This is a genomic window from Microcoleus sp. B6-A1 (genome assembly GCF_036705085.1).
In the GTDB taxonomy this organism is placed as follows: Bacteria; Cyanobacteriota; Cyanobacteriia; order Cyanobacteriales; family Microcoleaceae; genus Microcoleus.
In genome coordinates, this window is sequence record NZ_JAUBTU010000028.1 from 59,781 (window position 1) to 79,765 (window position 19,985).

The following is a 19,985-nucleotide window of genomic DNA, read 5'->3' on the forward strand; positions in this document are numbered from 1 at the left end:
CTAAGGCAGAGTTTCCGTAGAGGAGTACCAATGGCAGGCTTGCTCAGAGCATCCGAAGAAGGGCTAAAAATCATTGACATGGTAAGACGCAATCTCGGATGGAATAAAACTGAGGATACTTGGTGTGTTGCCGCTTTAGTTTCAACAGCTACCTTAAAGCGGTTTTGGGCGAAAATAGGAATTAGACGAGAGAACTTTATCAATATTTGCAAAGCGGTAGAAATAGAAAACTGGGAATACATTGCTGAAGGCTACAAAATTCAGAAAACAGAACCACTTTTAGCCGCCGCGATCGCAGATATCCCCCAAGACAACCAAACCGATCGCACTTTCCCCCTCCCAGAAAACTTACCCCCCGTCCGAAATTGGGTACAGCGCACCAAAGAAATCGACACCTTAAAAACCCTAATTGTTGAACCCCATCTTGTAGGGGCGGTGCCCCCGTGCCCGCCCTGGGGGGTTCCCATAGCCATCTCAATTGTCGGATTACCAGGCATCGGAAAAACCAGCCTCGTCAGCCAACTAATTCGCCAACTCCACACAGAAAAAACTCCCTTCACCTGCGCCGCTTGGCAATCCTTGCAATCAGCAACAGGCAAAGCACCCCCGTGCGATCGCACAATTGACTCCCTGCTATTCACCCTATCCAACGGCGACATTACCGCAGCCGTCACTGCTCAAAATGACTGTGGCAAAAAAACCGAAAGTTTGCTCAAAATCCTCAGAGAAAAACCTTGCTTGCTCGTTTTCGATCGCGCCGACACACTTTTGAAAGCTGGAGAGGCAAAAGCGGCTGGTTATTTCGCAGACGATTGTGCCGAATATGCTTGGTTATTCAAACAACTATTAGAAACAGAACATCAAAGCAAAATTATTTTCACCAGTCGCGAAAGCTTAGCCGAATTGCCGTCAACAGTCACCCGCGAAATCCAGCTAAACGGATTGGATCAAGATGCCGCCGTTGCCCTCTTGCAATCTTTTAATCTGACTGCAAATCCAGAAGAATTAGCCGAAATGTGCGATCGCTATTCTGGACATCCCAAAGCCTTACAACTCGTCGCAGCCTTGATTCGAGACGATACCGAGTTTCAGGGAAATGTCGGGATTTTTCTGCACCAGAGAGACTGGTTGCTGATTCGAGATATTGAGAGATTAATTGATGAAATGATAGCCCGTCTCAGCGACGGCGAGCAAACTTGTCTCAGCCAAATTTCTGTCTACCAAACCTCAGAATACCCGCTATCTTTTGCAGGGATTAGCGCTCAAATGCCAGAAGTTAGCAAGTATGAACTCAAAGAAAATATTATTCAGGCACTCAAGCGCCGACAATTGCTATATTACGATCGCCACCTCAAATCCTATCACTTGCATCCCCTAGTCCGAGAAAAGGGCGAGTACCTGCTAAATCAAAATCCTGAAAATCTCCGTACCGCCCACCGCCAAGCCTATCACTATTATATCAGCATTCCCCTCAAACCGGAATCGGAATGGCAAGAAATCGAGGATATTAAGCCCCTAATCAGAGCGCACTATCATGCTTCTCAAGCAGGAGATTTAGATGCAGCAAATGCGATTATTTCTGAAGTTTGTGAGTATTTGCGGCAGTGGAATTGTGCAGAGTTGGTGTGTGGAAATCTACAGTTGCCATTGTTAACAGAGGTAAAAAACATTAGCCTTTCAGGGGCGGGCAAGATGCCCAACCCCTACTCCCCACAAGAAAATTAAACTCTTGTGGAACGGGCATCTTGCCCGTTTCCATAGTCCGCGAAGGCGGACTTTGTTTGTGTAGCCGCGGTTTCAACCGCCCGGTTTCAACCGCCGATTTTATTAACTTCAACCACTAGAATAAATCCCTCTTTCTTGGAGTTGCTGCATAAAAAACTCTTCCAAAGTAGGCTTAGCCAAATTCATGGCAATTAGCTGCCCTCCCGTACCACTCAGACTAGAAATAAACTCCTTCGGATCGCCCTGCAAATGACCGTACCACAAATCATTATCAACTTCCATATCCGGTATCCATTTTTGCAGGATGTTCAAGTGGCCACCCCTACCTTCAACCCGGTAAGTTTCAGTATTACCCAAGAGTTCGTCGATCGCACCACTGCAGATTAACTCACCCTTCGCCAAAATTGCCACTCGATCGCAAATCTTCTCCACATCAGACAATATATGCGAATTAAAAAAAATTGTTTTTCCTTGATTTTTCAGCGATAAAATTATCTCCCGCATCTGATAGCGCCCCATCGGATCTAAACCAGACATCGGCTCATCCAAAAATACCACATCTGGATTGTTAATCAAAGCTTGAGCCATGCCGATCCGTTGCAGCATTCCCTTAGAATACTGGCGCAACTGTTTTTTTCTTGCCGCCGATTGAGATAGCCCAACTAAGTCTAGCAAATGCGGAATTCGCTGCCGCTGAATCGAGGAGGGAATTTGAAATAACCCCGCCGCAAATTGCAAGAATTCCCAGCCCGTGAGATAATCGTAAAAATAGGGATTTTCAGGCAAATAGCCGACTCGCTGCTTCACAGTGCGATCGCCCAAAGGCCTCCCCAACAGCAGCGCCCTGCCAGAAGTCGGCCGCACTATACCCAGCAAAGTTTTCAGCAGCGTAGTTTTCCCAGCTCCATTTTGCCCTAACAACCCGAAAGTTTCCCCCTCAGAGACACTCAGAGTGCAATTTTTGAGCGATTCAATTTTTTCATTCATCCAAAAGCCGGTACGGTAGAACTTCCCCAGATTAAATGTTTCCACCACTGGGGTAGCTCTGGGCATCTCGGTGGAAGTTGGCGCATCTACAAGAGGTTCCATTTTTGTCAGAGAAATAACTAGCACCTGATTATATTCTATTGCATAAGTTAAGTAATAATTGCTATTTTTAATGTTAAACTAATATTAGCTACACTTGAAATTTGCTGAATATGGATCGTTCAAAAATTATTGCTATTATCACTGGGGTGATTTCTATAGTTTTAGCAGTTGCCTACCTGCTGCTCGTCACCCTCCTTGACTTCCGAGGCGAAATGCTGCCCGCACCTCAAAGTCAGTTGCCAGTCTCGCTGCCAATTCAGCAATTGGCTAATGCTAATCTGACTTTGCGAGTACATTAGTTATTGGTTATTGGTTATTGGTCATTGCAATAACCAATAACCAATAACAACCAACAACTGCCAACCAACAACTGCCAACTAACAACTAACTAATAGACATGAATTGCTTTCATCATGTGATATGCAACTAGCAACTGCGTCAAAGCTAGCGGGTAACTTTGCAAAACTTCGCCAGTTGTGCCGATCAGTTTGCCAATTTCCGGGTTGCCTTGGGCGGAACAAAATCCCCGCAGGTGCGGCAACTCGCTACACAACATCATTTCCAGTTCGTTTACTTGCTCGCTGGTAGCGTGGGAGTCTACTTCCAAAACGTCAACAGGTTTGCCCATATCCCGATCGAGTCCCAAGCGAATTGCAGGTTTAAAACTCTCGCTGCCTCGACCTAAAATTTCAGTAAAATCCGGGTGAGGAATTGTCGGTCTGAGCACTAAACGCACGCTCAAATTGGATTCATTATCCGCTTCGGGCGGGTAAAAACTAACTACAACGTCGGCCGATTTGCGCTGCGGACGAATGAAGTCTTCAGAGTCTGGTTCGCGTTTTTTTATTTCTGCAAGCACCTGTTCTTCAGTATAACCGCGCTTCATGATATCGCGCTTAACTTTCCACTGAGTTCGCAACTCTTCGGGAGGAGCAAGATACACTTTTACGTCGTAAGAATCGCGGATTGTTCGGGTTGCGTAACCCAGCAAACCTTCTACTATTACAAATTTGCTGGGCTTGATGTATTCCGGTGGGTCGAATGTACCTGTGGTGTGGTTGTAGATGGGTTTGAGAATTGCTTGTCCGGTACGCAGCAGACTGAGATGTTGCTGCATGATGTCGAGGTAATTGCAGTCGGGATGCAATGCTGTGATTCCGATTTCTGCCCGCTGCTTTCTGTCGTAGCGATGATAGTCGTCAGTGCAAATCACAGTGACATTTTCTGGCCCCAATACTTGGGCAATTCCCCGCGTCAGGGTGGTTTTGCCCGCTGCGCTGTCTCCGACAATACCGAGAATAATTGGTCGATCGCTCATTGTTTTTACCCGGACGCACAATAGCAAATTTTGTTGTCAATCTTACATCTTATCAAAGTTGTGTTCGATCCGATCGCTCGGTTTGACAATCAAGCATCCAGGATACCCGCCACGTGATTCATCCGTCCAGAAATAAAAAACCTGTATCCGATAAAGGAACCCCCGAATTTATCCGTGGGGTCAATGCTTCAATTCTAAAATCTAAAATCTAAAATCTAAAATCGATTGACTTGCTCCCCCCGGAGTCTCCCCCATCTGTAAAAATATTGTTATATTTCTTAATATAATGCGGCACTGGAGACTCAGGGAGCATCAGATTAAAAAATCACGCCCATTTCTCAACCGCCCAAGATGTCGATCGTACTTTTGAATCCAGCTCCGCGTCAGAATTTCGGGAAAATTACCCCTGCAAAGTGTCCGGGTAGTCTCTTTTGTCTTTTGTAGTGCCAATTGCAACGGTGGGGCTTGTGGCATATTTTTGGTTTCAAAACCAGCCAGCAAGCAGTGAATCAATTCGCCAGTCAATCAATCGACGCCCTGGGCGATCGAATTTATCCGCAATATGAAATTTTAGCCCCAGCTTTCGCTGTTTTGACAAATTAGTATAATTTGACTTGAGGAGGCAATCATGCCCTCACAAACCTGTTTTTTTTCCTCTTGCTTGCCTTCGGCAATGCGTTTTTCCGTCCAAAAAGTTCGGTTTCCACGCACCCGTGCGTAATTTATAAATTTCAATAAATCTTAAGTTTATTAAGTTTAACTAAGCCCGTAGCAAGCCGATGAATCAACCATCTTCAGAAAAATTAAGGGGCAGTATTTTAATTGTGGACGACAGTCTTAACAATTTATTGTTAATGGAGCTGATCTTATCCAGGAAAGGCTATAAAGTAGAAGCTGCATCTAGCGGTCAACAGGCACTCGATGCTGTGGATTTGGCTCAGCCTGACTTGATTTTGCTGGATATTATGATGCCCGATATGGATGGCTATGAAGTTTGCAGTCGCTTGAAAGCGAACGCTAGCACTCGTGGCATTCCCATTATTTTTCTGACTGCTGTGGTAGAAGCTTCTGAGAAGGTGAAAGCCTTTAATGCTGGCGGGGCGGACTACATTACTAAACCTTTTCAAACCGTAGAGGTGGTAGCTAGGGTAGAAAATCAATTGCGACTGCGGGAACTAGAGTTGCAACTGAGAGATAAAAATCTGATGTTGCAGCAGGAAATCGCCTATCGGGAACAGGCAGAAAGGGAAACGCGCTTGCTGTTGGAAAAAACAAAGTCTCAGAAAGAAAAAATTGAAGAATTGCTATTAAATATTTTGCCGAAACCGATTGCAGAGCGCTTGCAGGAGGGACAAAGCATAATTGCTGACAGCTTTTCGGATGTCAGCGTTTTATTCGCCGATTTGGTGGGATTTACGAATTTTGCCTCTCAAAAAACTGCGGCAGAAACGGTGAAAGTTCTGAATCAAATTTTTAGTCTATTTGACGAGTTATCGTTACGGCACGGTTTGGAGAAAATCAAAACTATGGGTGACGCTTACATGGTAGTTGGTGGTTTGCCGGAACCGCAAGAAAATCACGCTATTGCGATCGCCCAAATGGCACTGGATATGCAAGCTGCTGTCGCTAGCTTCAATGTCCAAAACAATCACAAATTTAGTCTCCGCATTGGGATAAATATTGGTGGGGTAGTGGCGGGAGTCATTGGTTTAACTAAATTTAGTTACGATTTGTGGGGGGATACAGTAAATGTTGCTCAGCGGATGGAATCAAGCGGTATTCCGGGGGAAATTCAGGTGACTGCTGCAGTTTACGATCGTTTAAAAGATAAATTTTTGTTTAAAAAGCGCGGTGCTGTTGAGATTAAAGGTAAAGGAGAAATGATGGTTTATTTGTTGGTGGGGCGAAATCAATCATTAATCCTTAGTCATTAGTCATTAGTCATTAGTCATTAGCTCATATCCAATTAAACAGAACTTACCCATTGGGGGTGAGAAACCCGGTTTTTCCGATTTTTTTCGATTCGGAACGAAAAATCTCCGAAGAAACCGGGTTTCTGAGGTCGCAAGTGCATCCAAGACTATTAAATAGACATAAATTTTTCAGAGCAAGCCGGTTGATGAGCGTAACTCCTATGAATGAAAGATTGTTGGTGAAACCCGCCCCGACTGGATTTACATTTGTGGCAGCGGACATGATACAATGACTAACGACTAATGACTAATGACTAATGACTAATTACCACTCATCGTTTCGTTTGTTGCTGTAAGTTTCCCAATCGTCTTGTTGTGGCTGCGGATACAAGGGTTCGGGTTCTATTTCTGCTTCCAATTCCGCTGACATTTCTAATTCGGGTTCCGATTCTTGCTGATAAATGTTCAGAGGTTCGACAACGCGGGCGATCGCATCTTTGACAAATGCTTTGACAAACTCGTCTTTCCGATTTAACTGAAACTGCCTTTGCACAACTTCGGTGATGCCACCATCGCCCCAATCTTGGTCATGGCGGAAATATTCAATAAAACTTTTACCAGCAATTCTGGTTAAATAAGCCGCGCTGACTGCTTGAATTGCTTTGCCAAGTACAAAGCCCGCTACGCTTAACTGCAAGGCCCTTGACACTACTTGAATTACACCTTCAACTATTCCCAAACTGGCTAGGGTTTTTGCTAGAGACAATGCCAATTCTTTGGCGCGATCGATATTTAATTCGCAACCGTAAATTTTGGCAATTTCTACTACCATTTGAGCGTTAACTGCTGCTGTCGCCAGTAAATCCACAACTGGCAAAGGCGTTACGGCAATTACTCCGGCTCCGATCCACTGAAAGCGCTCTACTACTTTATCAGCTTGCCGCCTTCTTTGAGCGTCAATTAACTTGCGCGCTTGGTCTCCTAAGTGCTGAGATTGCAGCAAAATATTATCCGCAATTAAGTCTTCGCCTTCGGCTCGCAAAATCGCAGCGACGCGCCGAATTAATGGCATAATATCCGGGTCTGGCTGAAAAATTGTGCCGTCTTCTAGTACAACTTTTTGCGGATTGGCGCTAATGGCAACTACATCCATTGCTGATACAAAACCTTTGACTCGCTGCCGCAGCCTAGTGAGAATTTCATCTCTGTCGGTGTCGGGATAAAGGTCAACTTTATTAAAAACCACGATCGACCTTTTGCCAATTTCCGCCAAAGTCCGCAGCGGTTCGTACTCGGATTTTCGCAAATCGCCGTCCAAAACAAATAAGATCAAATCTGCCCTCGCCGCCAACTGCCTCGCCAATTCCTCTCTATATGTTCCCGCAACTCCCGCTTCCAAGATGCCTGGGGTATCGGTAATTGCTAATTCTCGATCGATTCCTTTCAATGAAAGAGTGTAAGTTTCCCCAACTTCGGTAGTTCCCATCGGCGCACCCACCTGTCCCGCCATCCGCCCCACCAACGCATTCACAGCGGAAGTTTTGCCCGCAGAACCGGTGCCGAAAACAACTACTCGAACGCTGCCACGAGCCATGCTAGCTTCAATTTCGCGGGCTCTCAACAGCAAAGCTTGCCGCGCTACTTCATCTTGAATGCGATCGACTTGTTGCCGAATTGCTTTAAGATTTTCCGAAGCAGCTTCACTTTTCACAACAGGAATCTTCGGAGTAATCGGCCGTTTTCCCTTAACTTTCTGAGGGCGTTGCAGCAGCCTAAAATAGTAAACTAGCGCAAAAATTAGGGTTCCCAAAAGTACAATTATCAGGAAAATCAGCAAATTAGCCAGCAGCGGAGAAGCAGACCACGCAACTTGACTGTAAAGCCCTGTTAAGGAACTCACCAGCCCAATAATCAGCCCCAGGGTGAGGCAGAAAGCAGCAATTAAGGTTAACAGGCGCGGCAAAGGCATGAGGAAAGCGGCAAATAAAAGGGTTCTGCTTTGATTTTTACATTACGCCGATAGTCATCAGTCATTGCAAATCTAAAATCTAAAATCTAAAGTCTAAAATGGCGAAGCGCCCGATTGTACTGCGCGAACCCGCAAATCCCGATTCTGTCGCACTGCGGGCGCGATTTGCGGGGTTTTAGTGGTAGCGGGTGCAGATAAAGTGCGATCGCGCCGGAATCTGCAATTGTCGCTTGCACGATAGTCAACAATCACGGACGGTGCAACCGGAATCGATATGATACCAATTTAATGTGAAGTTGCACATATCTCGATCCCCCTAAATCCCCCTTAAGAAGGGGAGTAGGGGTTGACTTTGAAAAGAATCTTGTCCCCCCCTTATTAAGGGGGGCTAGGGGGGATCGCATTCTATGCAGCCTCATAAAAAATCGATCTGATATAAAAACTCCTGCTAATTGCGGACAATTGGCAGAGTGAGATGTACCGTTGTTTCCTTTTTATAGATACTGGTAATTGAGAACTCTCCTCCTGCCAGTTCGACAATTTTCATGACAATTTTTAAGCCGATACCGCTGCCCTGCTGCTCATACTTCTTGCGCTCAAACTGCATGAAGGCACCAATTTTAGCAATTTGCTCCTCTGTCATGCCCTGCCCCGAGTCATGTACAGATAAATGTAGCATCTCCCCTAGGACTTGACTACTAACTTTAATAGTTGTCTCTGGTGAGGAGAATTTCAGTGCATTATCAATTAATTCATGGAGAATCGTTGATAGATATCGGTCTGATAGAGCGATCTCCGCTTCCTCAAGCGTTAACAACAGATCGTTGCTACGGTTGACCTTCTGAGCATGGTATTTCAACTGGGCTTCAATGGCGCAAGCTGAAAATTGAGCTTGGCCAGATTCGATCTTATGCTGTTGACTTGCCGATAGTTCTAATCCTAAATAAATCAGGAATTTTTTCGTTAATTTTTCTAGGCGACGGGCAGAGTCATGGGCCCAGCCTAGGATCTCACGGATTTGGGCGATATCCATGTTTTCGATATCGTCCTTGAGCAACCCGATCGTGCCTAAGATGCCATTGAGGGGCGTATTCAGTTCGTGGGATAGAGTAGAAGCTAAGTTGCCACGCAGCTCATTGAGGGTGCTTTCCAAGACACTGATGGTATTTTCTTGGATGTGGTATAAGTTCTGGATATTATCATACTGTTGCTTGATTCTGAGCATTGAATGCACGCGAGCACGCAGTTCAATAGCATTTACAGGTTTACTGATGAAGTCGTCGGCTCCGGCAGTTAGACAATAGGCAAGGTCGGATTTTGAGTTTAATGCTGTCACCATAATGATGGGAACGGCTTGCCATTTTGACATGGCTTTGATTTGCCGACAAATCTCGATGCCGTCTATTCCCGGCATCATCACATCCAGCAAAATAAGATCGGGATCAAATATGTCGAGGGATGCGATCGCTTCTTGCCCGCTGGCAGCATAATGCAATTGATAATCCTGCTCTGATAACAGGGTTTCAATCACATCAAAGTTATCCGGCTCATCATCAACAATTAAAATAGAAAATTGAAACATAATTGCCACCATTTCAATAATGTAAAAATTTTATAATTTCATCTGATACTCGTCAGCTATGCTGCCAAAGTGATTTCAAAAATGGCACCTTGTGGTTGGTTGTTTTTGACACAAATTTCGCCCCGATGTGCCTCAACGACCATTTTGCAGAAAGCTAAACCCAACCCTATTTGAGAGACATCCGACATCAGATTTCCAATCTCGTATTTCTCAAAAATTTTGTGCCTCAATGTATCAGAAACACCGGGTCCAGAGTCTATAACCTGGATTTTGGCCTTGCCCGATGTGAGGAATTCTACATTCACTATGATTTGACTATTGGGTGGGGAAAACTTAATGGCATTCGAGAGGAGATTATCCAGCATTCGATGTATCATGGTGGCATCAACGGAGACTTTTTTACTGTTTTTTTCTGGTAATTGAGCGACCAGCGACTGATTTTTTTGAGCAGCGATCGCTTCAAAATTTGATAGAGCAGACTTTACGAGATCGCACAGATAAACCTCTGTGTAATTGAGACGACTTTTACCGGATTCTAGTAAAGCAATTTGCAATAAATCATCAATTAATAGCTGTATTGCTTGTGCTGACGAGTAAATTATATCCAGTTGCCTTTGTTGTTGTTCTCTAGGATACTCTACGCTTTTTAGGATTTCCAAGCCAAGCAAGATACCAGCCAGGGGATTGCGTAAATCGTGGACTACCATTTTAACCATATCTTCCCGCAATTTGAGTAAGCTTTGCAGGTCGTCATACTGGTGCTTAATTCGCAGCATACAGTGAACTCTGGCACGTAGTTCAATAGCATTTACAGGTTTACTAATGAAATCGTCAGCGCCGGCAGTGAGACAATGGGCAAGGTCGGATTTTGAGTTTAATGCTGTCACCATAATGATGGGAACGGCTTGCCATTTTGGCATGGCTTTGATTTGCCGACAAACTTCGATGCCATCTATTCCTGGCATCATCACATCCAGCAAAATAAGATCCGGATCAAATATGTTGAGGGATGCGATCGCTTCTTGGCCGGTGGCCGCGTAATGCAATTGATAATCCTGCTCGTTCAAGAGAGTTTCAATCACATCAAAATTATTGGGATCGTCGTCAACGATCAAAACAGATGGTACATTCATGAATTATCTTGCCAGGGAAGTTAAAAGGTGTTGAATAGTGCTTGCCAATTGCTTCAGCTTAACGGGTTTTGTGAGGTAATCATTGGCTCCGGCGGCAAGACAACGATCGCGATCGGCAGTCATAGCTAAGGCAGTTAAGGCAACGATCGGCACATCGACTAACCTAGGATCGAGGCGAATCTGCTCCATAGCTTCTAGACCATCCATACCAGGCATTTGAATGTCCATCAAAATTAGATTGGGGTTTTGTGACTTGGCCAGGGCGATCGCCTCCTCTCCATTCTTAGCCAAGAGAATGCGATAGCCTTTAGCTCTCAGGTAGCTCGACACCGTACTGATATTGGCTTCGTTGTCTTCCGCCACCAAGATTAAGGGAGAGCCTTCCTGCTGTTCGGTCTGACTGGGTTCGATGCGGGCTTCGGTCTGAGATTCCAGGTCAACAGAGGATGGCGCACCAGTAGGGGCCGTGCCCCCGTGCCTGCCCTCGAATTCGATCGTGAAGCAACTTCCTACACCCACCTCGCTGGTGAGCAACACCTGCCCGCCGTGGAGTTCGACAATGCGTTTCACCAGGGCAAGCCCCAAGCCTGTCCCCTGATATTGACGATTCAGGGCGCCATCGATTTGGATAAAGGGCTGAAACAGTTTGTTGATATGTTCTGGGGCAATACCAATACCTGTATCGATGACGGCAATTCGCAGAGTCTCTTTGACCCAAAAATGGGGTGGGGAATCGGCAGAATCTGGGTCTGCCCGGCGCGGCCCGGCGCTCACTTCTAGGGTGATGCGTCCTCCGTTAGGAGTGAATTTTACCGCGTTATTGAGCAGGTTGATCAATACTTGGCGCATCCGCCGTTCATCAATCAATATGTCGGGCAGATTGAGTGGCACTTTAATCTCTAGCTGGATGCGTTTTTGTAGGGCTTGTTGTTTGATAAATGCCAGACTGGATTGACAGAGATGATTGATGGAAACTGGGGTGCAATCGAGATCCATTTGACCCGATTCAATTTTGGCGACATCCAAAATGTCGTTGATTAACTCTAGCAAGTGAGAGCTACTGCGATCGATGGTTTGTAAAGCTTTGATTTGTTGTTCATTGACGATGCCAAAGACTTGCTCTTGTAGCCCCTCGCTCATGCCCAGAATGGCGTTGAGGGGGGTGCGGAGTTCGTGGCTCATGTTGGCGAGGAATTCGTCTTTGAGGCGGGTAGCACGGGCCAGTTCTTGGTTAGAGACTGCCAGTTGTTCGTTGCGCTCGGTGAGTTGCTGCTGGGCTTGTTGCCGTTCGGTGAGTTCTTGCTGCAACTGCTCAAATAGGCTAGCTTGTTGAACCGCTATCGCCAACTGGTTAGCAATTTGTTGCAGGAGTTGCGCTTCAGACTCTTGCCATACTCGTTTTTCTCGGCAAGCATGGACGACTAAAGCCCCCCAGAGCTTGTTGGTTGGGCCAGGGGCAACCCCTCTATGGCTTTCGCTGCTTCGGACTTCTTGCAGGATAGGTGCAACCATTTTGGACTTGACTTGACCAACGCTTGCGTATTCCACCAAGCAATTAGTCCCCATATCGGTCATTATATCCGGGACGATACGGGGCTTGCCCTGGGAATAGTGGTTGAGGATTTCTTGAGACCACAGTTGGTCGTCCCAGTGAAGGTTTTTGAGCGCGGGAAACTCGGTCAACACAGATTCTTCAACTATTTGACTTCTGCCATTGCCAAATAGCCGGATTACGATGATTCGATCGCCTTGCAAGATTTCTTTGACTTGCTGTGTCACAGTCGCCAAAATTTCCTTAATATCCAACGATTCGCGAATTTGCTGGGCGATCGCTCCCAAAGTTCGCTGCCGTTGCAGTTGTAAAGCGATCGCCTTTTCTGTTTCCTTGCGGATAGCCAGCTCTGATTGCACCTGTTCGTAGAGGTAAGATTGCTGAATGGCGATCGCTAATTGGTTAGCAATTTGTTTAAGTAAATTGATTTCCCAGTTTTGCCATTGGCGCGGCATATCGCATTGGTGAACAATCAGCAACCCCCAGAGGGTTTGATTCAGAATAATTGGAACTACGAGTTTAGCTCTGACCTGGATTTCTGCGAGGAATTCAACCAAGCAGGGTAAGATTGACTCGTTTTCATCTTCCCTATCGTTGAGGGCATACACTTTTCCTTGGATATAGCGATCGTAGTTCTCTTCGGGGAAAACCTCTTCTGGGAAGAGGATATCCAGAAGCTTAAGCCTATTTGGCGAAACAGATTCAGCAATGACAGCCCCCGTCCCTTCAGGAAAAACCCGATAAACCAGCGTTCTGTCTGATTGCAATACCTGATGGATTTCCTCAACAGTGCTATTGAGAATCTCGTCGAGATGCAGAGACGATCGCATCCGTTTAGTAATCGCTCCCAGCAAACGTTCCTGTTTTGCTTGTTGTTGCAATCTCGCTTCGGCTTCTTTGCGATGGGTGATATCCTGAAACGTGCCTACCAGACCAATAATATTACCTGAGCAGTCTCGCAGGGGAGCCTTGTGGGTTTCGAGAAATATTGGTTTACCATTGGGTAGGGTTAGCGTTTCTTCGATCCCTAATATAGCTTCACCCGTTTCGATTAACCGCCGATCCATCGCACAATACTCGTTCGCCTCCACTTCTTTCTGGCAAATATCTAAATCTCTTTTACCTATACTTTCGGTCGTAGATGGCAAGCCTAGAGTTTTGGCAAACTGCTGATTGCATCCTAAAAAAACCGACTCTCGATTCTTCCAAAACACCGAAAGCGGGATGGTATCGAGTACCGTTTGCAGAAACTGCTGAGATTCTTGCAAAGCCTTCTGGGCCTGTTTGCGATCACTGATATCTACTAATACACAAATAGTTTGATCCTCTGAGCCTGGAAGAAGTGCGGCTCCGATCAGCACAGAAATCCGGCTGCCATCCTTACGGTAGTATTCCTTTTCCAAGGAATCGATCGCGCCCTCCTGCATCAGGCGCTCCATCGCTACAACATCAGCGTGGGCATATTCGGGCGGCGTCATGGCATCCCAATGAATCATCCCAGCATTTAGTTCCTCCCTAGTGTAGCCAACCATCTCTAAGAAGCGATCGTTGGCATCGATTATGTTCCCCTGAAAATCGGCAAACATCATGCCGCTCACACTGGACTCAAAGACTCGGCGGAAGCGCATTTCGCTGCTTTCCATGGCGAGTTCAGCTTGTTTGCGATCGCTGATATCCGATAAAATTCCCTGGATGCTAATCAATTCCCCTTCAGCATTTATAACAGGTGTGGCGCTGCTTCTGACCCAGACATAATTGCCATCTCGGTGGCGCTGTCGGAACTCATAATCACTTGACTTTTTACCAACTTTGATATTCTCCCGATAATCAGTAACCACCAAAGGACGATCGTCTGGATGCACCAGAGATATAAACGACTTACCCATCCATTCACTCTCGTCCCAGCCAAACATGGTCTTGAATTGCGGTGACAAATAAGTGAGCATCCCATCGGGTTCACATGACCAGATCAAATCATTAGCCCCTTCTACCAGCCGCCGGAATTTAGCTTCACTCTCTGCTAATTGGGCTTCGATCTGTTTGCGATCGCTGATATCCCGGCATACACAAATGAATAATCCATCCTCTGTGAGGGTGAGGGATAGCCCTTCGGCAAAGGTAGAGCCATCTTTGCGGGTGGCGAGCGCCTCTCCCTCCCAAGCGCGATCGCGCATCAGCACCGGCAAGACTTCCCGCTCAAACCGTTCTAACTCGTGTTGGGAATACAAAAGTTTCCAGGTTTTGCCCACCAGTTCTTGGGGATGTTCGTAGCCAAACAATTCTAGATGGGCTTGATTCAAATAGAGGTAGGTATCTCCTTGCATAATGGCAATGCCGTCGATCGCCGCCTCAATTGCTGCCAGTTGTCGTTTTAGGGTTTCTTCGGTTTGTTTGACATCGCTAATATCTGCAAAATAGCCAACAATCTCGATTGGCGTGCCTTCTTCATCTCGCAGCAGACGCAGCTCATCCCGTAGCCAAACGTAGTGACCATCGCGATGCAAAAATCGATATTCATGCTGATGAGTGTTGTGTTCAAAGAGAGCCGATAAATGTGCAAAAACCCTAGGGGCATCTTCTGGGTGAATATGGTTAGCCCAGAAGCCAGATTCCGATAAAAACTCTTCTGGTTTGTAGCCCAAAATGGCTTCGATATTTTTGCTCATGAAGGTTGCTCCATAGTCGCCATAGGGCTTACAGCTATAGATCATGGCGGGGCTCGATGCCAGAAGAAATTCGAGGCGTTCTTTCAAAAGGCGATTTTCTAGCTCTGTCTGTTGGCGATCGGTAATGTCTTGGATCAGGCCAAGCACATAGAGATGTTCATCATCCATCAATAGGATAGAAGTGGAAAAGGAGATAGTGCGGCACTGTCCATCTGGGCGCCGGATTTCCCTTTCCACGGCGATTAAGTTGCCCCCTTGTCGTATCTTTTTCAGGTCGGCAATCGTCTGTTTTTGAGATTCTTGATTATTCAGGTACAAGCTGTGATACCACCCCAGACGGTTAATTTCTTCTAAGGTGTAACCCGTAATTGTTTGCATTTGCTGATTCCAGACTGTGAAGCGGACAAATGGAAACTCCTCAACTTCATAGAAAACGCACAGCCCTTCAGTCATGTTTTCTACAATTTGTTGACGGAAAGTATTTTCCTGCCGAAGCGTTGCTTCGGCAAACTTGCGATCGGTAATGTCGAAGCGAATGGCTAGATACTGAAAAGGTCGCCCGCCTTCGTCCAAAAAGGGGACAATGGTGCTAGCAACCCAGTACAGGCTACCGTTTTTTGCCTGGTTGCAAATTTCACCGCGCCAAACATGACCGCTAGTAATGGTCTGCCACAGGTCTTGGAAAAATGCAGGGGGATGATAGCCAGAGTTGACTAGGCGATGGGTTTTTCCCATGAGTTCATCGCGGGAGTAGCCAGAGATTGCACAGAAGGGATCGTTGACGTAGGAGATCACCCCTTGGCGATCGGTGATGACCACAATTGCAGACTGATCCAAGGCCTGTTTAAAGGCTGATAATTCTTGAATTAACTGCTGTCGTTGGAGTTCAGCCTGTTTGCCTCTGCTAATATCAAAGTTGACCCCAATCATGCTCTGGGGATTGCCTTGGGCATCTGGCACGACGACACCATAGGCTTTAATAAAGTGGAGGCTACCATCGGGATGCAACACTCGAAACTCGGTATCAAATTCTGCTTGTCCTAAGAGGGCTTGTTGGAGCAATGTTTCGGTGGCGGTGCGGTCTTCGGGATGTAGTCGGTTTGCCCAAATGTCGTAAGGCAGAGGGGAATGAGATTGTTTTGTGACACCGTACAGTTCGTACATCCGCTCATCCCAAAAGACGGTGTTTTGTACAAGATCGAAGTCCCAACAACCGATCGCCCCTGATTTGAGCGCCAAAGCGAGGCGATCCGATACTGTCTGTAGTTCTGCTTCTGCACGTTTGCGATCGCTAATATCTTTGGCGATGCCTAAAAAGCCGATAATTTGTTGATTGACATCCTTGAGGGTGCTGATGGATAGCGACACAGGAAATCGAGAACCATCTTTACGGATATAGCTCCACTCTTCTTCGCTGACAATACCTTGGCGTACTTTGGCAACAAAAAGCTCAAAGCCGGGAGGAATATTTTGCCCTAGTTCAGCAGAGAGTGATGATGCCCGGTCAATTACCTCATTTGCATCGTGGATGAGTGCGGGCGTAGCTTTGCCGACCACTTCTGCTGCACTGTAACCGAGCATCCTTTCGGCTGCGGCATTAAAGGTCTGGATGATGCCAGTTGGGTCTACGGAGATGATGGAGTAATCAGCACAATCGAGGATGGCGCGTTGCAGGCTGTTGACTTGCCAAAGCTCTTGGGTGCGTTCTTCAACTTTTGCTTCTAGCTGTTGGTTTAGTTGGTAGAGTTGTCGCTCAGCCTGTTTGCGAGCCGTAACGTCTCGAATCATAAACAAGGCTTCATCTTCGCCACTCTTGACAACTCTGACCTCTTCATATTTCAGGCGTGGGCCAATGTGCACCTGCTGTTCATAAACTTGCAGTTCTCCTGTCCGTAAGGCTTGTTCTAGGTGGTGTAGATGTCGCGTCGCAATTTCTCCTGAGATCATATCCACCATCGCCACACCTGGGGTATCGAAATCTGTACCGCCGAGAAAGTCGAGCTGACGATTGGCTGTCACGCTCCCCCGATAAATACCATCGGCACCGATGCGAAACATGAAGTCGGGAACTGCTGCTAATATGGCTCGGCTGTGGGCTTCGCTCTGGATCAGGGCGGTTTCGGCAAGTTTGCGATCGCTAATGTCTGTAGTAGTTCCTACATAGCCGACTACTTGCCCGTCTGCATCCAGTTCGGGAACGGACTGCCCATATACCCAAGCCACAGCACCGTCGGGACGTTGAAAGCGGTATTCGAGTTGGAAAGAGCGATTTCCTTGAATGAATTGCTCCCATTCGGCGATGACCTGATCGCGATCGTCGGGGTGTAGCCCTTGTTGCCATCCTTCCCCGAAAGCGGTTTTTGGGGTGAGTCCGCTGATCTGAAACCAGCGATCGTTAACATAGATGCACTTACCCCTAGCATCGGCGCGGAAAATCCCCACTGGTACGGCTTCCACTAGGCTGGCGTAGCGTTCTTCGCTTTCTTGCAGGCGGACTTCAGTTCGTTTGCGATCGCTAATGTCGGTAATGGTGCCTATATAGCCGATCCGATGTCCATTGGCATCGAGTTCGGCGACGCACAGCCCATAAACCCACGTTACTTCACCGTCGGGACGTTGAAAGCGATATTCGAGTTCAAAAGAGTCGTTACCTTGAATGAATTGTTCCCATTGGGCAATGACCCAATCGCGATCGTCGGGGTGCACTCCTTGTTGCCATCCCTGTCCGATAGTGGCTCCTGTTGTGAGTCCGCTGATCTGAAAGTAGCGATCGTTGACATAGGTACATAGCCCCTCGGCATCGGTGCGAAAAATCCCCACCGGAGCGGCGGCGGCAAGGGAGGCGTAGCGTTGTTCGCTCTCGCTCAGGGTGGCTTCGATCCGCTGTCGCTTTACCAGTTCATTCTGCAATTTTTGGTGGATCGTGGCTTGCCCAATGGCGATCGCCAGATGCACTGATAAGGCTTGTATCAGTTCAACTTCTTCCGGTTGCCAGTCGCGGGGGTGTTGGCTTTCGCTGGCATTGAGCAAGCCCCATAACTCATCGCCACACAGTAGCGGCACCACCATTTTGGCTTGTGTCTGGAGGCGGATCAGCATCTGCCGATGACAGTCTGATATGTTGGCTGTGGAGATATCTGGTACGACGCGAACATATCCCTGACGATAAATCTCAGGATTGTCTTGCTTATAGCAGGTCTCATTGACCCGTTGGCCCAACATAGACAGGGACGAGTCGGTGGATTCTGCCACGACAATGATTTCCCTATTGGCTTCAAACCGCCAAATATTGACGCGATCGCAGCCGAGCACTTGCCGCACCTGCTGCACAGTCGTATCCAAAATCGTTTGCAGGCTTAGGGACGAGCGAATTTGGGTGGCCAAGTCTGCGAGTAATTTCTCTCGTTGTACCTTGGTGTTGAGAGCGGCTGTCCGAGCTTCCACCTGTTGCTGGAGCTCAAGGTTGCGATTTGCCAGCAGCGCCACCTTTTCCGCCTCTAGGCGCACCACCTTCTCTTCCCACTTCTGGGCCAGCTTGTATAGCTCCAGCGGGTTGAGGGCTTGCAGCAAACTGCTCTGGGTGACGATGCCTAATAGTTCTCCTAGCTCCCCCGTCACCGCCAACCGACGGATCGATCGCTGCTCCATGATCTGCTGCACAGTCCAGAGCGAATCGTCGGATCTAACGCCAAAAATCGGCGTACTCATTACCGCCTGAGCTAGACAGGTTTCCAGGTTCAAGCCCAATGTCTGAAATTGCACAATATCCCGCTCGGTGAGAATCCCCACAGGAATTTGTAGCGGTTCAGCAGAGATTCCGCCTGGGTGCACAATCATCACGGAACTGACGCGATGCTCTGCCATAAGTTGGGCGATCGCCAGTAGGGAACAATCTGGCGCAGCACAAATCACTTCGCGGGTCATCACTTCTGCTACGATACGCAACCGCAGCAGGTCGATCGGTCGAGATATTTGGCGCAGACTTTCGTGAGTCACTAGGCCCACTAGGCGATCGAGCTCGTCCACGATGGGCAAATGGCGAATGTGGTGCTGCAGGAGCAGATTAATCGCAAAAAATAAATCGGTGAAGGCGGACTCGCGGAGGGTGACGACGGGGTGTGCCATCACCTCCCGGAGCACCAAATTCTCCAAGGAACGCTGATGGGCACTCAGCCGCACCACGTCTCGCTCGGTCAGTACGCCGATTAATTGCTCGTTTTCGACTACCAACACGCAGCTCGATCGCGCCTCCTTGTGGAGGTCGTCGAGTTGACCATCCGCCGTTCTAGCGGTGTTGCAGAGCGATCGCACGCCGCTCATTTGGGCGATCGCATCCATCACCGTCGTATCGGGCGAAACCACCAAGGGTTCCCGGACGATCGCAGTCCTGAGTTCTATTAGAGTGAGAGCCGTAGTACGCATGAACATGAGTTTATAGGGTTTTATTGCTGATTTTTTTTTACACTTCGCCTTAAACACATGAGCTGATAGCCTAGCCTGGCGTCAGCCATACTAACGAGAATAGTTACTTAGGTGCACGACATTATTCTCTAAATATTATATTTACTTACTGTTGGCTCCTGCATAAAATTAGTTAGGGAAATTCGGCGACTCTAAGGTAACGCTCTTTCATCACTTTCCTGAGATCATAAAAATAGAAAGTGCCGTAAACCCTTTACGACTATGTTGAAGCTCGGAGAACCCGCCGTAACGATAAAATTTGTTGAGGATCGACGATTACTGTGATTTATACAAAGCCTACCAAATACTATTTCCATAAGTGAGAACTTGTGAGACTTTTAATTACTTTCATGTGGGAATTTTCTAATATGAAGCGTAAAACACTACCAGCAATATCTCGTGTAGTGGGATTAAGCAATGAACAAAAACTCTGGTATTTTCTAAGCGAATTACTTGAAAATTAGAAGGCTTGAAAGAGCTAGGTTAAACCTTATTCTACAAGAGAGAGCATCTCAATGAAAGCCGCCCTCCGCTAGAAATTCGAGTTAGGAGTCAGGAGTCAGGAGCCAGGAGAAAA

General features: G+C 47.1%; 10 protein-coding genes. 4 read left to right on the top strand and 6 right to left on the bottom strand.

Going from position 1 to position 19,985, the window contains the following annotated elements; all coding sequences use genetic code 11:
* The first annotated feature begins 30 nt into the window (after positions 1-30).
* The gene (locus tag QUB11_RS12885; protein WP_333203224.1) at positions 31-1,725 is read left to right on the top strand and encodes an NB-ARC domain-containing protein; all 1,695 of its coding nucleotides are present in this window, start codon (positions 31-33) and stop codon (positions 1,723-1,725) included.
* A gap of 108 nt (positions 1,726-1,833) precedes the next feature.
* Here QUB11_RS12885 and QUB11_RS12890 read toward each other — a convergent pair whose 3' ends face one another.
* A complete protein-coding gene (locus QUB11_RS12890) occupies positions 1,834-2,814 on the bottom strand; it encodes an ABC transporter ATP-binding protein (protein ID WP_333203222.1) in 981 nt (326 codons plus the stop codon).
* Positions 2,815-2,924: 110 nt separating this feature from the next.
* Between QUB11_RS12890 and QUB11_RS12895 the strand changes: the two genes are divergently transcribed.
* Entirely contained in the window at positions 2,925-3,113 is a 189-nt protein-coding gene (locus tag QUB11_RS12895; protein ID WP_333203220.1) for a hypothetical protein, read from the top strand.
* Positions 3,114-3,202: 89 nt separating this feature from the next.
* On the opposite strand, the gene QUB11_RS12900 is transcribed toward QUB11_RS12895, so the two are convergent.
* On the bottom strand, positions 3,203-4,132 hold the full coding sequence (locus QUB11_RS12900) for a phosphoribulokinase (RefSeq protein WP_333083222.1): 930 nt from the start codon (positions 4,130-4,132) through the stop codon (positions 3,203-3,205).
* Between the two features lie 450 nt (positions 4,133-4,582).
* On the opposite strand from QUB11_RS12900, the gene QUB11_RS12905 reads away from it, so the two are divergent.
* Positions 4,583-4,735 carry a hypothetical protein gene (locus QUB11_RS12905; protein WP_333256966.1) on the top strand — a complete coding sequence of 51 codons (153 nt, stop codon included), beginning with the start codon at positions 4,583-4,585 and terminating at the stop codon, positions 4,733-4,735.
* A 176-nt stretch (positions 4,736-4,911) separates the two neighbouring features.
* Positions 4,912-6,066, top strand: coding sequence for an adenylate/guanylate cyclase domain-containing protein (locus tag QUB11_RS12910; RefSeq protein WP_333203218.1), 1,155 nt, complete (start codon positions 4,912-4,914; stop codon positions 6,064-6,066).
* Positions 6,067-6,370: 304 nt separating this feature from the next.
* On the opposite strand, the gene QUB11_RS12915 is transcribed toward QUB11_RS12910, so the two are convergent.
* From QUB11_RS12915 to QUB11_RS12930, 4 genes are all read right to left on the bottom strand, one after another.
* On the bottom strand, positions 6,371-8,014 hold the full coding sequence (locus tag QUB11_RS12915) for a GTP-binding protein (RefSeq protein ID WP_333203216.1): 1,644 nt from the start codon (positions 8,012-8,014) through the stop codon (positions 6,371-6,373).
* Between the two features lie 448 nt (positions 8,015-8,462).
* Positions 8,463-9,596 carry a hybrid sensor histidine kinase/response regulator gene (locus tag QUB11_RS12920; RefSeq protein ID WP_333203214.1) on the bottom strand — a complete coding sequence of 378 codons (1,134 nt, stop codon included), beginning with the start codon at positions 9,594-9,596 and terminating at the stop codon, positions 8,463-8,465.
* 56 nt (positions 9,597-9,652) lie between these two features.
* Positions 9,653-10,729: a response regulator gene (locus QUB11_RS12925; protein ID WP_333203212.1), complete on the bottom strand. Its 1,077-nt coding sequence runs from the start codon at positions 10,727-10,729 to the stop codon at positions 9,653-9,655.
* A 3-nt stretch (positions 10,730-10,732) separates the two neighbouring features.
* On the bottom strand, positions 10,733-19,375 hold the full coding sequence (locus tag QUB11_RS12930; protein WP_333203210.1) for a PAS domain S-box protein: 8,643 nt from the start codon (positions 19,373-19,375) through the stop codon (positions 10,733-10,735).
* Positions 19,376-19,985: the final 610 nt, after the last annotated feature.

What these genes read in the sequence shown, in the direction of transcription:
- QUB11_RS12885 (WP_333203224.1), top strand. Translation starts at nt 31, where the DNA reads ATGGCAGGCTTGCTCAGAGCATCCGAAGAAGGGCTAAAAATCATTGAC.
- QUB11_RS12915 (WP_333203216.1), bottom strand. Translation starts at nt 8,014, where the DNA reads ATGCCTTTGCCGCGCCTGTTAACCTTAATTGCTGCTTTCTGCCTCACC.
- QUB11_RS12890 (WP_333203222.1), bottom strand. Translation starts at nt 2,814, where the DNA reads ATGGAACCTCTTGTAGATGCGCCAACTTCCACCGAGATGCCCAGAGCT.
- QUB11_RS12925 (WP_333203212.1), bottom strand. Translation starts at nt 10,729, where the DNA reads ATGAATGTACCATCTGTTTTGATCGTTGACGACGATCCCAATAATTTT.
- QUB11_RS12895 (WP_333203220.1), top strand. Translation starts at nt 2,925, where the DNA reads ATGGATCGTTCAAAAATTATTGCTATTATCACTGGGGTGATTTCTATA.
- QUB11_RS12910 (WP_333203218.1), top strand. Translation starts at nt 4,912, where the DNA reads ATGAATCAACCATCTTCAGAAAAATTAAGGGGCAGTATTTTAATTGTG.
- QUB11_RS12900 (WP_333083222.1), bottom strand. Translation starts at nt 4,132, where the DNA reads ATGAGCGATCGACCAATTATTCTCGGTATTGTCGGAGACAGCGCAGCG.
- QUB11_RS12930 (WP_333203210.1), bottom strand. Translation starts at nt 19,375, where the DNA reads ATGTTCATGCGTACTACGGCTCTCACTCTAATAGAACTCAGGACTGCG.
- QUB11_RS12920 (WP_333203214.1), bottom strand. Translation starts at nt 9,596, where the DNA reads ATGTTTCAATTTTCTATTTTAATTGTTGATGATGAGCCGGATAACTTT.